The sequence below is a fragment of the Pseudomonas sp. FSL R10-1339 genome, from assembly GCF_009600545.1.
Classification (GTDB): domain Bacteria; phylum Pseudomonadota; class Gammaproteobacteria; order Pseudomonadales; family Pseudomonadaceae; genus Aquipseudomonas; species Aquipseudomonas bubulae.
Window position 1 is genome coordinate 15,776 of the sequence record NZ_WIVQ01000059.1, and the last position, 13,717, is coordinate 29,492.

Annotated in this window: 15 protein-coding genes and 1 pseudogene; 8 read left to right on the forward strand and 8 right to left on the reverse strand. The window is 57.9% G+C overall.

Going from position 1 to position 13,717, the window contains the following annotated elements; all coding sequences use genetic code 11:
- Position 1: 1 nt before the first annotated feature.
- The gene (locus GHO03_RS16440; protein ID WP_153400202.1) at positions 2-535 is read right to left on the reverse strand and encodes a hypothetical protein; all 534 of its coding nucleotides are present in this window, start codon (positions 533-535) and stop codon (positions 2-4) included.
- A 579-nt stretch (positions 536-1,114) separates the two neighbouring features.
- Positions 1,115-2,548: a tyrosine-type recombinase/integrase gene (locus GHO03_RS16445; RefSeq protein WP_153400203.1), complete on the reverse strand. Its 1,434-nt coding sequence runs from the start codon at positions 2,546-2,548 to the stop codon at positions 1,115-1,117.
- 43 nt (positions 2,549-2,591) lie between these two features.
- Between GHO03_RS16445 and GHO03_RS16450 the strand changes: the two are divergent.
- Positions 2,592-2,783, forward strand: a pseudogene (locus GHO03_RS16450) (L-aspartate oxidase); the annotation flags it as partial.
- Here the strand turns inward: GHO03_RS16450 and GHO03_RS16455 are convergent.
- Positions 2,752-3,204 carry a protein YgfX gene (locus GHO03_RS16455; protein WP_095019725.1) on the reverse strand — a complete coding sequence of 151 codons (453 nt, stop codon included), beginning with the start codon at positions 3,202-3,204 and terminating at the stop codon, positions 2,752-2,754. The pseudogene GHO03_RS16450 and the gene GHO03_RS16455 overlap by 32 nt on opposite strands.
- On the reverse strand, positions 3,188-3,442 hold the full coding sequence (locus tag GHO03_RS16460) for a succinate dehydrogenase assembly factor 2 (RefSeq protein WP_048363403.1): 255 nt from the start codon (positions 3,440-3,442) through the stop codon (positions 3,188-3,190). The genes GHO03_RS16455 and GHO03_RS16460 overlap by 17 nt, the downstream gene beginning before the upstream one ends.
- A gap of 148 nt (positions 3,443-3,590) precedes the next feature.
- Here GHO03_RS16460 and GHO03_RS16465 point away from each other — a divergent pair, with 148 nt between their 5' ends.
- Positions 3,591-4,535: a folate-binding protein YgfZ gene (locus tag GHO03_RS16465; protein WP_095001355.1), complete on the forward strand. Its 945-nt coding sequence runs from the start codon at positions 3,591-3,593 to the stop codon at positions 4,533-4,535.
- A 32-nt stretch (positions 4,536-4,567) separates the two neighbouring features.
- A complete protein-coding gene (locus tag GHO03_RS16470; RefSeq protein ID WP_153400204.1) occupies positions 4,568-5,371 on the forward strand; it encodes an HDOD domain-containing protein in 804 nt (267 codons plus the stop codon).
- 153 nt (positions 5,372-5,524) lie between these two features.
- On the opposite strand, the gene GHO03_RS16475 is transcribed toward GHO03_RS16470, so the two are convergent.
- Positions 5,525-6,919, reverse strand: a complete 1,395-nt coding sequence (locus GHO03_RS16475) for a sensor histidine kinase (RefSeq protein WP_153400205.1) — start codon at positions 6,917-6,919, stop codon at positions 5,525-5,527.
- Positions 6,912-7,583 carry a response regulator gene (locus tag GHO03_RS16480; RefSeq protein WP_095020844.1) on the reverse strand — a complete coding sequence of 224 codons (672 nt, stop codon included), beginning with the start codon at positions 7,581-7,583 and terminating at the stop codon, positions 6,912-6,914. Before GHO03_RS16480 ends, GHO03_RS16475 begins: the two co-directional genes overlap by 8 nt.
- 354 nt (positions 7,584-7,937) lie before the next feature.
- Here GHO03_RS16480 and GHO03_RS16485 point away from each other — a divergent pair, with 354 nt between their 5' ends.
- From GHO03_RS16485 to GHO03_RS16500, 4 genes are read left to right on the forward strand one after another with little or no spacing between them, the layout of a single operon-like run.
- Complete coding sequence (locus GHO03_RS16485; RefSeq protein WP_095020843.1) at positions 7,938-8,915, forward strand: tripartite tricarboxylate transporter substrate binding protein; 978 nt, start codon at positions 7,938-7,940, stop codon at positions 8,913-8,915.
- A gap of 57 nt (positions 8,916-8,972) precedes the next feature.
- On the forward strand, positions 8,973-9,431 hold the full coding sequence (locus tag GHO03_RS16490; RefSeq protein ID WP_095019724.1) for a tripartite tricarboxylate transporter TctB family protein: 459 nt from the start codon (positions 8,973-8,975) through the stop codon (positions 9,429-9,431).
- Between the two features lies 1 nt (position 9,432).
- The gene (locus GHO03_RS16495) at positions 9,433-10,947 is read left to right on the forward strand and encodes a tripartite tricarboxylate transporter permease (RefSeq protein WP_095001349.1); all 1,515 of its coding nucleotides are present in this window, start codon (positions 9,433-9,435) and stop codon (positions 10,945-10,947) included.
- A complete protein-coding gene (locus GHO03_RS16500; RefSeq protein WP_153400206.1) occupies positions 10,940-11,983 on the forward strand; it encodes an AbrB family transcriptional regulator in 1,044 nt (347 codons plus the stop codon). The genes GHO03_RS16495 and GHO03_RS16500 overlap by 8 nt, the downstream gene beginning before the upstream one ends.
- Before the next feature lie 60 nt (positions 11,984-12,043).
- Here GHO03_RS16500 and ung read toward each other — a convergent pair whose 3' ends face one another.
- Positions 12,044-12,736: a uracil-DNA glycosylase gene (gene ung / locus GHO03_RS16505; protein WP_095001347.1), complete on the reverse strand. Its 693-nt coding sequence runs from the start codon at positions 12,734-12,736 to the stop codon at positions 12,044-12,046.
- Positions 12,737-12,866: 130 nt separating this feature from the next.
- Here ung and GHO03_RS16510 point away from each other — a divergent pair, with 130 nt between their 5' ends.
- Positions 12,867-13,244: a hypothetical protein gene (locus GHO03_RS16510; RefSeq protein ID WP_133144263.1), complete on the forward strand. Its 378-nt coding sequence runs from the start codon at positions 12,867-12,869 to the stop codon at positions 13,242-13,244.
- 286 nt (positions 13,245-13,530) lie between these two features.
- On the opposite strand, the gene GHO03_RS25370 is transcribed toward GHO03_RS16510, so the two are convergent.
- On the reverse strand, positions 13,531-13,717 hold a 187-nt coding region (locus GHO03_RS25370), incomplete at its 5' end, for a hypothetical protein (protein WP_218574315.1).

The window sequence follows — 13,717 nt, forward strand, 5'->3', positions numbered from 1 at the left end:
CTCAATCCCCGCTGCCAATGCCGATCCAGTCACCTATATAGGACTGCCGACTCATCAGGTCGCCGCGCCAGCCGTACCACGGATGCACAGTCACCTTGGTGGGTAGCGTCTTCCCTTGTCGGGTCACACGGATTAAGCCAGCCCGGGTCAAGTCTCCGACCTCCCGCTTGGTCCCGATGTCGGCCAGCTTGCCAAACCAAATGTTCCGACCAGCCAATCCAAGGAGGATCTGTCGGAATACCTTAACGGCGCCCGCTGTGATCTCTCCTGTTTCGAGTAGGTCCAGCAGCTTGTCAGATTCGACGATCAGGTTGTTGATCCACTGGTCATGAACAGAAAGGATCTCAAGGAGTTCCTCAGAGGTGCGGGCAGCGATTGGGAACCGGCATTGCGTGCCCACATCGGTGGTGATGGTGTGCTTCTTTATGGTGACCTTTTGGCTCTCAAGGATTTCACCTGTACGGATGTCGAACGTCAGTCCATGCCCCGTCCGGGTGTCGAGGGTGGTCTTGATTATGTTTTGAACGGTAGTCATTGGCTGGCCTCCTATTGCCTGATCGACAAGCGGGGTGCCTGTCGCAATAGTGAGGGTTTTTAAGTCACCGCCGTGTAACCTCTGGGTTCAAACAGCCGCGTCTCTCCTTGAATTCTCCAAGGCCAGGACCCAGCGAGCGCCCTGCTTTTCACGTACAGACGCGCCATGGATGCCTTGAATCTGGTTCAAGACCATAGATACGGAACCCCTGTATCTGACCCTCTATGTCCAGCTTCCAGGGACTTTAGGCTTCTCAGCGTTCGCACGGGCTTCCTTCGCGGCCAGGCTCTGGGCATCCCTCAACGACATTGTGTAAATCAAGGCATTAAGGACCTCAGCACGGCGCCCCGGCTCAAGCTCCAACTCGTACTGGTCTAATAGCTCGTGCCCAGCATCGCGCATGGCCTCATAGCGAACCTCTAAGGCCAGCGCAGTCATACATGCGGTCCGATATTCTTTGTACTTCTGCCATAGGCACATAGAGCCCTTAACGATCAAGATCCCAGCGACAACAGAGAGAGTTATTTCTACCGGGCTGGTCATAGCGCCTCCATTCGAAACCTCGATGATATCACTTGGCTATTGAAAGGCCTTCCTCAGCGCCTCAGCCATTCGCCCCACCTCTACCCCACTGCCAGCCCCGTACAGGTCATAGCTGATTGACCCCGAAGCGTGACCCAAGATCGACTCGGCGGTCCCTACGGGCACCTCAGCGGCTTTCATAGCGCCAGCCAGAGAATGTCGTAACGAATGGAAGGTCTGAGTCCGATCAGCCTTCAGGTCCAAGACATCCCTGAGCATCCCATTGAGTAGCCCTGAGAATTGACCAACGCCCAGCTTGAACAGCTTTGAATCAACCTTCTCGACAAACCCACGGAATGCCTGAAGGTCGAACCCATAGGCCCCATCGGTAAGCGGTATGACACGCAATGCATTCTTGGTCTTGGCCGTCTTACCATCGTCTCTATTAATGTCGATGATCCAGACATCTCCGACTTGCTTTACATCTGCCTTGGTCAACTGCCTAAGTTCCTCAATGCGGGTCCCAGTGATGACCCCAAGAGACAACGCCCAGCGCTGCCACGAGTCAACAGGAAGCGCCTTAGCGTGGGTCATAAGGGCCTTTACCTGATCCTGAGTGAACGCCTCACGGGCGCTATCAACTCCTTTGGTGGGCTTCAGGCCATCCGTAAGAGTCTTGGAGATGTAGTCGTTGTTCACGCCCCAGTCCATCACAGTCGATAGCCGGGTCAGGATCTTCCTCACAGTGGAAGGCTTACGTTCCTCAAGGAGCTTCGCCCTAAGGTTCCTCATGTCATCCCGTGTGTGGTTCTTGAGGTCCAAATCCCCAAGAATCGCCCCGATGACATCACACGTAGATTTCACATCTCGCATGGTGCTGGCCTGAATGCTGTCCTTGCGTTCCTCCATGTAGAGCCCTGAGAGGGTCTTGAAGGTCATAGGCTGAATTTGTAATACAGATAGAGACGGAGACAGGGCCACAGACGTGCTACAAGATTCACCTTTCAGGCCCCTAACGATCTCGACCAGCTTTCCCGGTCTGCCCTTCATCCGATCCTGAGACGCCTCAATGATCTCCAGTGCCTTGCTCACAGCCCTTTGCTGATTGACGCTCAAAGGCATCTTAGCGCTCGCCTCACGGAGAGCCTGATGGTGCTCATCATTGATCATCTCGTAGGCGACCAGCGAGCTATCCCCGAAGGCCATCGTCAAGCTGTGCTCAGCGATGTCTATGAGGCGCTCACGGAGTTCGTCCCAAGTGGCCACAGGGTTGTCGAAGTGGTACGCCTTGAGGGTCTGAAGGATTTCTTGGGAGATGGTCATTGCGGTGGCCTTGTCGGTCGTCCTGAGCGATAGCGTGAAGAAACCCTTAGCGGTGCCTTGAGGGCGAAGGCGAAGGTAATAGCGACCAGACCGGCGATAGTGGTACGGCTTGGCGAGGGCAGTTTGTAACAGGTTTGTCCCAGTTTGGGAGTGCTGGTTGATGGTCATCGGCTGAAACCCCTGTATCCATTGGGTTTAGCCTCAAAGAGTCGAGTTCTACAGCAACTACAAGGTCAGCCGTGACCTGATCGAGTTGCGCAACCTGGCGCAAGTGGCCGAGTTGATGATCCGCAGTGCCATGACCCGCAAGGAGTCGCGCGGCCTGCACTACACCCTCGACTACCCGCACATGCTGCCCGAAGCGCTGGACACTATTCTGGTGCCAGCCACCTACGCCGACTGAACTTCAGTCGCACGCGCAGGCGCCGGTGCTGATCCGGTGCCAGCGCGGCGGCCGGAATGCACACCGCACGCACCCGCCGCTCACCCGGCAAGCGAAAGCGCACCACTACCACCAGGGGTAGCGCCAGGCTGTCACGGCGCAGTTGCACGGCCTGCCAGCCTTTGTCACGGCTCCACAACTGCCAGCCATCAACATCATGACGCAACCGGGTAATGGCACTGCCATGGGTCAGGCGGATATGCCTTGGCAACACCCAGGCCCCGTGAGCCAGACACAGCAATGCGCCGAGCAGATGTGCCCAGGCAGGGATTGAAAGAAGGCAAATAGATATCAGCGCCAGCGACTGGGCTGCAAGATACGCCGCCAGCAATTGCCCCGAGGCATGCCAGCGGCATTCAAAATAATTACTTGGGCTGGACACGGTCCAGAATCATCCGGACCATGCGCTGCAGCTCAGGGTCCTCGGACTCGCTGCGCTCCATAAACCAGCCAAACATGTCCTGGTCTTCGCACTCCAGCAGCTTGCGATAGCATTCGCGGTCTACGTCATTAAGGGTGGCGTACACCTCCTTGACGAAAGGCACCAGCAACACGTCAAGTTCAAGCATGCCGCGGCGGCTGTGCCAGTAGAGACGATTGAGTTCAACATCTTCGACCATGGAGCGCTCCTCAAATAGAACGCAAGTATACAGGCCGATCCGTCATAGAACAGTCGGCTTTGGTCGGCCCCGTCCATCCTTTGCGAACTACCCATTTGCAGGGCGCACCTCTATGATGTGTTCCAGACTTATTCAACTGCGATGACCCATGGCCGACTCTGCTTTTTTTTGCACCCTGAACCACGAAGGCATCCTTGCTGTGATCGGCAACGACGCCAGCAAGTTTCTGCAAGGGCAGCTGACCTGCAACCTCAACTATTTGAGTGAAACCCGCTCAAGCCTTGGCGCCCGCTGCACGCAAAAAGGCCGTATGCAGTCGAGCTTTCGCATCGTGCTGCAAGACAACGGCTGCCTGCTGGCAATGGCGCGCGAACTGGTTGAACCGCAGTTGGCGGACCTGAAAAAGTACGCGGTGTTCTCCAAGTCCAAACTGACCGATGACAGTGCCAACTGGGTACGCTTTGGCCTGGTAAATGCCGACTCGGTGCTGCAAAGCCTGGGCCTGGACCTGCCAGCTGAAACTGACAGCGTTGCCCGCGCCAGCGACCTGATCGCCATTCGCGCTTCTGAAGGCCGCGCGGAACTCTGGGCCCCTGTCGAACAGACTGAAAGCCTCGTTCAGCACCTCAAGGCACAGCTGCCCGAGGCCGACCTCAACCAATGGCTGCTGGGCCAGGTTCGCGCCGGCATTGGCCAGGTCATGGCCCAAACCCGTGAGTTGTTCATTCCGCAAATGATCAACCTGCAGGCCGTAGGCGGTGTCAGCTTCAAAAAAGGCTGCTACACCGGCCAGGAAATCGTTGCGCGCATGCAATACCTGGGCAAACTCAAACGCCACCTCTACCGCCTGTCCCTTGAGGCGGGGCATGCTGCGCCTGCCCCCGGCACGCCGCTGTTTACCCCGTCCCACGCCAGTTCCGTGGGCGAAGTGGTACTGGCCGCTAACGCCGAAAACGGTGTTGAGCTGCTAGCCGTGCTGACCAGCGATGCTGCGCAAGCCGGAGATATTCACTTGGGTGACCTGCAAGGCCCTGGCCTTTCACTGCTTGAGCTGCCGTATCAACTGGACCGCGATCGCGAAATCCAGCGTTGATTGCCACACATTGAAATGCAGTACCTAGAGAAATGAGCATGCTGGCGCACAGAGTCCAAATGGACTTGCTTAAGGCCATTGATAGAGATGACCTGGCTCTACCCACACTACCGGAAGTAGCGTTAAACATTCGCAAGGCCGCGGAAAACCCTGAAATCAGCGTCAGTAACTTGAGCAAGGTCATAGGTCGTGACACCGCGCTGTCAGCCCGACTGATCAAAGTGGTCAACAGCCCGATGTTGCGTGCCACCCGTGAGGTGACTGACCTGCACACGGCCATCACCCGCCTGGGTGTTAACTACAGCAGCAATCTGGCGATCGGGCTGGTGATGGAGCAGATTTTCCATGCCCGCTCCGAGGTGGTCGAGCAGAAAATGCGCGATGTATGGCGCCAGAGCCTGGAAGTGGCCGGCATCTGCTACACCCTGTGCCGCCGTCATACCTTGCTCAAGCCTGACCAGGCGGCACTGGGCGGCCTGGTGCACCAGATCGGCGTCTTGCCCATCCTGACCTACGCCGAAGAGCACAACGAACTGCTTTCCGATCCGGTTTCGCTCAACCACGTCATCGACAGCATTCACCCGTTGATTGGTGACAAACTGCTGGCAGGCTGGGAGTTTCCGGAAATGCTGCTAAAGATTCCCGGGCAGTATCAGGACTTTTCCCGGCAAACCAAAGCCATCGACTACATCGATCTGGTGCAAATCGCTACCGTGTTTATGGGGCAAGACATGGAAGCACTGGTCGCCCTGCCCGCGCTCAAGAAGTTGAAGGTGCAAGCTGATGACCTGAAGTTTCAGGAGCAACTGCACGAAGCGCGCTGGATGCTTATCTGAACCTCTGAATCTGTGGGAGCGGGCTTGCTCGCGATGCAGACGACGCGGTCTGTCAGTTACACCGAATCAATTCAATCGCGGGCAAGCCCGCTCCCACAGGGGATTTGACGCCGGGTCGACTGGCCAGGGGATTTATCCATCCATGTCACAGGGCTAGCGCCCATTGTCCGGCACAAAACTCACCCGTACTTTCAACCCGCCCTGCACGCCATCATGCAAACTGATATGGGCAAGGTGGGCGCGACAGATTTCACCCACAATAGCCAGCCCCAACCCCGACCCGGCCACCTGCTGATTACGTCGATAGAAGCGTTCAAATACCCGTTCGCGATCTTCATGGGGAATGCCCGGACCATCATCTTCGACTTCCAGCACGGCAGGCGCTGTCACGCGCAAAATCACATTGCCACCCACCGGTGTGTGAGCCATGGCGTTGTCCACCAGATTGCTCAGCAGTTCATGCAGCAACGTAGGCTCACCGTATAGCCAGACCGGCTGGTCGGCCTCAAGCGCCAGGGCAAACCCGCGGGCATGGGCCAGTGGCGCCATGGCCATGCCCAGCTCACGGGCCAACTGACTCAGGTCGAGCAACTGCGCACCGCCTTCGGCAATAGCCCGGGCGCCGTTTTCGATGCGCGCCAGCGACAGCAACTGATTGGCCAAATGGGTCAACCGGTCCGTACCCTGGGCCGCTTGCTCAAGGGTATGGCGCAAGGTCTGCGGTTCCTTTGCACGCAAGCCCAATTCAAGCTGGGCCTTGAGGACTGCCAGAGGTGTGCGCAACTCATGGGCAGCGTCAGCAATAAACTGCGCCTGACGAGCGAACTGCCCACGCAAACGCTCGGTAAAATGATTGAGTGCCTGCACCAATGGCCGCAACTCTCTTTGCACGGACACCAGCGGCAAGGGTCGCAGATCATCCATCTCGCGCTCCTCCACGGCGCTGCGCAAACGCTCCAGCGGGCGCAGTGCGGCGCTTACGGCAAACCACACCACCAGTAATGCCCCCAACCCCAACATGCCCAGGCGCAGCAAGGTGTCCGCCATCAAGCTACGGGCCATGGCCACCCGAGCTTCGTCGGTCTCGGCCACACGAATTTCCGCCATGCCGTTCATGCTGGGTTCGCTCACAGCCTTGAGCAAACTCACAACGCGCACGTTCTGGCCGAGATAAGTGCCATCATAAAAACGCGCCAACGCCGGATAATCATCGGTCCGCGGCGTGCCAGCTGGCGGCGCGGGCAGATTTTCATAACCGGAAATCAGCTTCTGATGAATATCATTGACCTGGTAGTAGATTCGCCCGGCGCTGTCGTAGGCAAAGGTATCAAGGGCAACGTAGGGCACATCCGCACTCAGGCTGCCATCACGCTGCGAGAGCCCGGCGGCAATGGTTCGTGCCGATGCCAGCAGGGTTCGGTCATACGCCGTATCGGCGGCCTCGCGACCGTTGAAGTAAGCGCTCAAGCTGCTCGCCAGCATCAACACAACCAGCAACAGCGTAAGGTGCCACAACAGGCTCCAGCGCAAGCTGTCGAGCTTAAACATCGCGGCCTTCCAGCAAATACCCCAGGCCCCTGAACGTCACGATCGCCACTGCCTGGCCGTCGAGTTTTTTACGCAGTCGGTGAATGTAAATCTCGATGGCGTCCGGGCTTGCCTCCTCATCCAGGCCAAACACCTGAGCGGCCAGTTGCTCCTTGCTCATGACCCTGCCAGGGCGCGCTATCAGCGCTTCCAGTACCGCCTGCTCGCGGGAGGTCAGCACCAGCAGCTCATCACCAAGGGTGAAGCGCCGGGTTCCGAGGTCGTACACCAGGGCGCCGCATTGCTGCAGCCGCTCACCACCCAGCACACTGCGACGCAGCAGCGCCTTGACCCGGGCTTCCAGCTCCGTCAGCTCAAATGGCTTGGCCAGGTAATCATCGGCCCCTAGGTTAAGCCCGTGAACCCGGTCCTTGACGTCACTGCGCGCAGTCAACATCAACACCGGCAAGGTTTTGCCACGAGCCCGTAAACGCGCCAGGACTTCAAAGCCATCCATGCGCGGCAAGCCTACATCCAGAATCGCCACGGCATATTCTTCACTGCTCAAGGCCAGGTCGGCGGCCACGCCATCATGCAGAACATCCACGGTCAGGCCCATGCCTTTCAGGGCTTGGGCAACACTCTCGGCCAGCTGTAGCTGATCTTCGACCAAAAGCACACGCATCGGTTTCACCTCGATTTTTTGTCCAGGCCGCAGCCTTTTGTGCGCGGAGTGTACAGACGGCAGGAGTGCTGTGAAGCGCAAAAACAGTGAATCTGTTTTGAAAGGTTAGCGAAAGGTTGGCCGGCTAGCATCACGAGACTGACAGTAATCCCTGTCGCCGTCATGCACTGCATAACGGCCCGAAAAACGCCTTGAAGCGTTTTCGCCAATAAGAACAATAATGGAGCACCTGCATGCTGACTTATCAGCCCGAAGCCCTTCATCCCTGTATTCCCCCCCTACCCGCGCTCTGTCGCGATGATTTCGCACACCCCAAAACTGCCCTATAAAAATAAAAGCTCCTGAGGAGACGATATGAAATTCCCCCTGCGCACTCTGGCTATTGCGGCCGGCTGCATGCTCTTCACTGGCCAACTGCTGGCTGAACCCAAACGCCCCGAATGCATTGCCCCGGCGTCCCCTGGCGGTGGCTTTGACCTGACCTGCAAACTGGCGCAAAGCGCACTGGTCAACGAGAAGCTGCTGAGCAAACCCATGCGTGTGACCTACATGCCGGGTGGCGTGGGGGCTGTTGCCTACAACGCCGTGGTCGCCCAGCGCCCGGCCGATGCTGGCACCCTGGTAGCCTGGTCCAGTGGCTCATTGCTTAACCTGGCCCAGGGCAAGTTCGGCCGCTTCGATGAAAGCGCCGTACGCTGGCTGGCAGCGGTCGGCACCAGCTACGGGGCCATTGCGGTGAAGAAGGACTCGCCCTACAAAAATCTCGATGATCTGGTTCAGGCCCTGAAAAAAGACCCGAGCAAAGTGGTCATTGGCTCAGGCGGCACCGTTGGCAGCCAGGACTGGATGCAGACCGCCCTGATCGCCAAGGCCGCCGGGATCAACCCCCGCGACCTGCGTTATGTGGCCCTGGAGGGTGGCGGTGAAATCGCTACCGCGCTGCTGGGCGGCCATATTCAGGTAGGCAGTACGGATATTTCCGACTCCATGCCCCATATCCAGAGCGGTGATATGCGCCTGCTCGCCGTATTCGCCAACGAGCGCCTCGATGAGCCGGAGATGAAGGACATCCCGACGGCCAAGGAACAGGGCTACGACATTGTCTGGCCTGTCGTACGCGGCTTCTACCTGGGGCCAAAAGTCAGCGATGCAGAGTACGCCTGGTGGAAAGAGGCTTTTGACAAGCTGCTGGCGTCCGAAGACTTCGCCACATTGCGTGATCAGCGCGAACTGTTCCCCTTCGCCATGACCGGCCCGGAGCTGGACACCTATGTGAAAAAGCAGGTGGCTGACTACAAAGTCCTGGCCCAGGAATTCGGCCTGATCCAGTAACCGCCGCCGACCACTGGCTGTGCCCCTGCACCCAGGGGCACAGCCCAGGAGTAAACCATGCTTGCACAACGCGTATTTGCTTCGGCCCTGCTGCTTGTCTGCGCCGGTTTGGCGGCGATGGCCTGGCCTTATCAGGCAGCCTTTTCCTACGAACCCGTTGGTCCTCGCGCTTTCCCTTTGCTGATGCTGGCATTAATGGGACTGGGGCTGACCTACATGATCTTTCGCCCCTCCCCCGTGGTGCACAGCGAAGATGACCCCAAACTGGATCGTGAAACCCTGACCAAGATCGGCCTGTGTATCGTGCTGTTGCTGATCTTCGCCGGCACCTTCGAACCTCTCGGTTTTATCCTCAGCAGCATCCTGGTCGGCATCCCGCTGGCGCGTCTGTATGGCGGTCGCTGGCTGCCCAGCAGCGTGATCATCAGCTTGGTGAGCGTTGGCCTTTATTTACTCTTTGATAAAGCCATGGACGTTCCGCTGCCGCTTGGCCTGCTCGACGTTCTGGAGGACTGATATGGATACTTTCGGCTATTTGGGCCAGGGCTTCGGCGTCGCGCTCAGCCCGTACAATCTGGTCACAGCCCTGTGCGGCACCTTGATCGGCACCGTGGTCGGCCTGCTGCCGGGGCTTGGCCCAATCAACGGGGTCGCCCTGCTGATCCCCATCGCATTTGCCTTGGGCCTGCCACCGGAATCGGCGCTGATCCTGCTGGCGGCGGTGTATCTGGGCTGTGAATACGGCGGGCGTATCAGCTCGATCCTGCTGAACATCCCTGGCGAAGCTTCAACCGTGATGACCACCCTCGACGGCTACCCGATGGCGCGTAAAGGCCTGGCTGGCGTGGCGTTGTCGCTGTCGGCCTGGAGCTCATTTATTGGCGCCTTTATCGCCACCTGCGGCATGGTGCTGTTTGCTCCGCTACTGGCCAAGTGGGCGATAGCCTTCGGCCCGGCGGAGTATTTCGTGCTCATGGTGTTTGCCATTGTCTGCCTCGGCGGCATGGCCGGGGACCGTCCGCTCAAAACCTTTATCGCTGCGCTTATCGGCCTGTTTCTGGCGTGTGTGGGGATTGACGCCAACAGTGGCGTATACCGCTTCACCGGGGACAACATCCACCTGACTGACGGCATTCAATTTGTCGTGCTGGTACTGGGTTTGTTCTCCATCAGCGAAATCCTGTTGCTGCTGGAAAAAACCCATCGCGGCCAGGAAGCGGTTAAGGCCACCGGGCGCATGATGTTCAATTTCAAGGAAGCGTCTGCGGTATTCGCGGTGAATATCCGTTGCGGACTGCTCGGTTTTATCATGGGCGTTCTGCCGGGTGCAGGTGCCACACTGGCCAGCGCCGTGTCCTATATGACGGAAAAACGCCTGGCGGGTACTTCCGGCAAATTCGGCGAGGGTGACATGCGCGGTCTGGCGGCCCCCGAAACCGCAATCGGTGCTTCCGCTTGTGGGGCGCTGGTACCCATGCTGACCCTGGGCGTGCCGGGTTCGGGCACCACGGCAGTGATGATCGGCGCGCTCTCGCTGTACAACATCACCCCCGGCCCGCTGTTGTTTCAGCAGCAGCCGGATATCGTCTGGGGGCTGATCGCGTCATTGTTTATCGCCAACGTCATGCTGGTGATCCTCAACATCCCGATGATCCGTATCTTCACCCGGATTCTGTCGGTGCCTAACTGGGCGCTGGTGCCCGCAATCGCCATCATCACGGCCATTGGTGTATACGCCGTGCACGCGACCACCTTCGATCTGTTCCTGATGATCGGTATCGGCATCTTCGGCTATATCCTGCGCAAGCTCGACTTCCCGCTGTCTCCGGTATTGTTGGGGTTCATTCTGGGCGGGCTGATGGAGCAGAACCTGCGTCGCGCACTGTCGATATCCAACGGTGCGCTGGATATCCTGTGGGCGAGCCCGATCACCCTGGGTGTCTGGGTACTGACGACAATCATGTTGTTGCTGCCTGTAATACGTATCTGGCGCAAACGCAGCGCCCAACGTCGCGCTCTGGCCAATGCCTGATTCAGGACTCAAGCACTGGTGGGGCACGCCGCTGGTCGGCCTGGCTGGCGGCTACCTCGCCAGCCAGATCGGCTGGCCGTTACCGTGGATGGTCGGCTCTCTGCTGGCGATCATCCTGGTGCGTTGCCTGACACCCTGGCAACTGGCAGAAATTCCCGGTGGGCGTAAATGCGGGCAGTGGATTGTGGGCATCGGTATCGGCCTGCATTTCACACCTGTGGTGATGGAGCAGGTGCTGGCGCATTTCTGGCTGATCCTGGCGGGCGCCCTGCTCACCAGTGTGTCGAGTGTGATCGGTGTATGGCTGATGCGCCGCAGCGGTGAGGATCGCGCCACTGCGTTCTTCTCCAGCATGCCCGGCGGTTCGGGGGAGATGGTCAACCTCGGCGCACGCAATGGCGCCGTATTGAGCCGCGTCGCTGCTGGGCAGAGCCTGCGCGTACTGACCGTTGTGCTGTGCGTTCCGGCAGCCTTCAAGTATTTGTTGGGCGAAGGCACACCCGCCATGCATCCTGCTGCCATTAACCCTTACTGGCTCGCGGTGCTGTTTCCGGCAGGTGCCTTGCTGGCCTGGATCTGGCAACGCCTGCGCCAGCCAAACCCGTGGCTGTTCGGGCCGCTGCTGGTCAGTGCCAGCGTGAGTATTTCATGGGATTTGCATATAGGCCTGCCAGACGGCAGCAGTCAGATGGGGCAGTGGCTGATTGGCAGCGGGCTGGGCTGTCATTTCAATCGGGCATTCTTTCGGCGGGCGCCGTCTTTTATCGGCAAAACCCTGCTGGGCACAGCCCTGACCATGTTGATAGCCAGCCTGTGTGCACTGGGCTTGAGCGCCCTCACCCAACTCGATCTGCGCTCGATGACCCTGGGGATGATGCCGGGCGGCATTGCAGAAATGAGCCTCACCGCAGAAACATTGCAACTGTCAGTGCCCTTGGTTACCGCGTTGCAGGTGATGCGCCTGATCTTCGTGCTGTTTTTGGCTGAACCCCTGTTCCGCTATTGGGCTCGCCAGGATGAAGCCAACCCTTCCTGACAACAAGTGCTGGCACACCGGCTATTGCGCTGAGTGTGCCTTGTACCGCTGAGTCATGACTTAAACCGGTGGCAGTTTCCAGTCGATCGCAGCCAGGCCGTTTTGCTCAAGGAACTTGTTGGTTCGGCTGAAGTGGCCGTTGCCTATAAAGCCCCGATACGCCGATAGCGGCGATGGATGCACCGACGTCAGCACCAGGTGTTTGGTCGCATCGATCAGTTTTTGCTTGCTCTGGGCATGGGCGCCCCACAGCAGGAACACCAGCTTGGGTTGCTGCTCGCTGACCACCTGGATAATCCGGTCAGTAAAATGCTCCCAGCCCTTCTTGGCATGGGAGGCGGCATTGGCGCGCTCCACCGTCATCGTGGTATTGAGCAGCAAAACGCCCTGCTCTGCCCAATGTTGCAAGCAGCCGTGAGGGGCGATATCAATATTCAGGTCACGCTTGAGCTCTTTATAGATATTGACCAGCGACGGCGGTGTCGGGATACCGGGCTGTACTGAAAAACACAAACCATGGGCCTGACCGGGGCCGTGATAAGGGTCCTGACCAAGAATGACCACCTTGATCTTGTCCAGCGGCGTCAGGTTAAGGGCATTGAAAATAAGCGGACCCGGTGGGTAAATCTCTTTTCCGGCCGCATGTTCCTGGCGCAGGAACTCGCGCAGCTCGGCCATGTAAGGTTTATCGAACTCCTCACGTAATGCCTGTTTCCAGACAGGTTCAAGTTTTATACGGTCATCCGGGGTCATGGGTAAGTCCTGAGAAACAATGGGGCGGACACTAGAAAACCCCGTCCCTGTTGTCAACATCCCCATCCGTCGCGTCCGGCGCCATGCAAGCGGGTCAGGTGCTTGTGCCGGGGTCATTGCCGGTTCGACCGTGAACGCTGATCTTGCTGAACCTTTAATACTGAATGAGGGGTGCCTGAACCTCTTGCACAAGCACAGGGCTATTAATCCCTTGCTGATTCAGCTGTTCGCGCTGAATAAGCGGCGCCTGAACCTCTCGCACAAGCACAGGACTATTGATCCCTTGCTGATTCAGCTGTTCGCGCTGAATAAGCGGCGCCTGAACCTCTCGCACAAGCACAGGACTATTGACCCCTTGCTTATTCAGCTGTTCGCGCTGAATAAGCGGCGCCTGAACCTCTCGCACAAGCACAGGGCTATTGATCCTTTGCTGATTCAGCTTTTCGCGCCGAATAAGCGGCGCCTTAACTTTTTGCCTGACCACAGGGCTATTTACGCCCTGATTTAACAGTGGGGCGGAACGCACGTCGGCTCGCTGATGGTGCCTGGGATACACAGGATAATTTATACAGGCAGACAGGGATGCACTTATTAAAACAACAGCCATAACTCGAATATACATACAAACCTCTCAAACCAAAGACAGTGCTCCCGCCCCATCGAAAGATATAAAAAACCGCGCACACTTCATTCAATATCTAAGAAACCAACCAAACACTCTCGAATTTACACCCCACAGCCATGCAGAGTAGTCAGCCAGACTCCCTGCCTGGCCGCATCAGCTGGATAAGGCATTACCGGACACGCAAATCAATTCCGTACCGAAAACGAACACCCATTGGTGTCAGATGAGTTGCATTCATAAAAAGCCAGCCCAAACCCGCTGGTATACATCTTCCAGTTTCTAGGCTCTGTACGTAAAGTATTGTCGCAAGCACCGCATAGCGCAGGCCAATGAGACCATCGCCGCAAAACTTGTTG

What these genes read in the sequence shown, in the direction of transcription:
- GHO03_RS16440 (WP_153400202.1), bottom strand. Translation starts at nt 535, where the DNA reads ATGACTACCGTTCAAAACATAATCAAGACCACCCTCGACACCCGGACG.
- GHO03_RS16445 (WP_153400203.1), bottom strand. Translation starts at nt 2,548, where the DNA reads ATGACCATCAACCAGCACTCCCAAACTGGGACAAACCTGTTACAAACT.
- GHO03_RS16460 (WP_048363403.1), bottom strand. Translation starts at nt 3,442, where the DNA reads ATGGTCGAAGATGTTGAACTCAATCGTCTCTACTGGCACAGCCGCCGC.
- GHO03_RS16465 (WP_095001355.1), top strand. Translation starts at nt 3,591, where the DNA reads ATGGCCGACTCTGCTTTTTTTTGCACCCTGAACCACGAAGGCATCCTT.
- GHO03_RS16470 (WP_153400204.1), top strand. Translation starts at nt 4,568, where the DNA reads ATGAGCATGCTGGCGCACAGAGTCCAAATGGACTTGCTTAAGGCCATT.
- GHO03_RS16475 (WP_153400205.1), bottom strand. Translation starts at nt 6,919, where the DNA reads ATGTTTAAGCTCGACAGCTTGCGCTGGAGCCTGTTGTGGCACCTTACG.
- GHO03_RS16480 (WP_095020844.1), bottom strand. Translation starts at nt 7,583, where the DNA reads ATGCGTGTGCTTTTGGTCGAAGATCAGCTACAGCTGGCCGAGAGTGTT.
- GHO03_RS16485 (WP_095020843.1), top strand. Translation starts at nt 7,938, where the DNA reads ATGAAATTCCCCCTGCGCACTCTGGCTATTGCGGCCGGCTGCATGCTC.
- GHO03_RS16490 (WP_095019724.1), top strand. Translation starts at nt 8,973, where the DNA reads ATGCTTGCACAACGCGTATTTGCTTCGGCCCTGCTGCTTGTCTGCGCC.
- GHO03_RS16495 (WP_095001349.1), top strand. Translation starts at nt 9,433, where the DNA reads ATGGATACTTTCGGCTATTTGGGCCAGGGCTTCGGCGTCGCGCTCAGC.
- GHO03_RS16500 (WP_153400206.1), top strand. Translation starts at nt 10,940, where the DNA reads ATGCCTGATTCAGGACTCAAGCACTGGTGGGGCACGCCGCTGGTCGGC.
- ung (WP_095001347.1), bottom strand. Translation starts at nt 12,736, where the DNA reads ATGACCCCGGATGACCGTATAAAACTTGAACCTGTCTGGAAACAGGCA.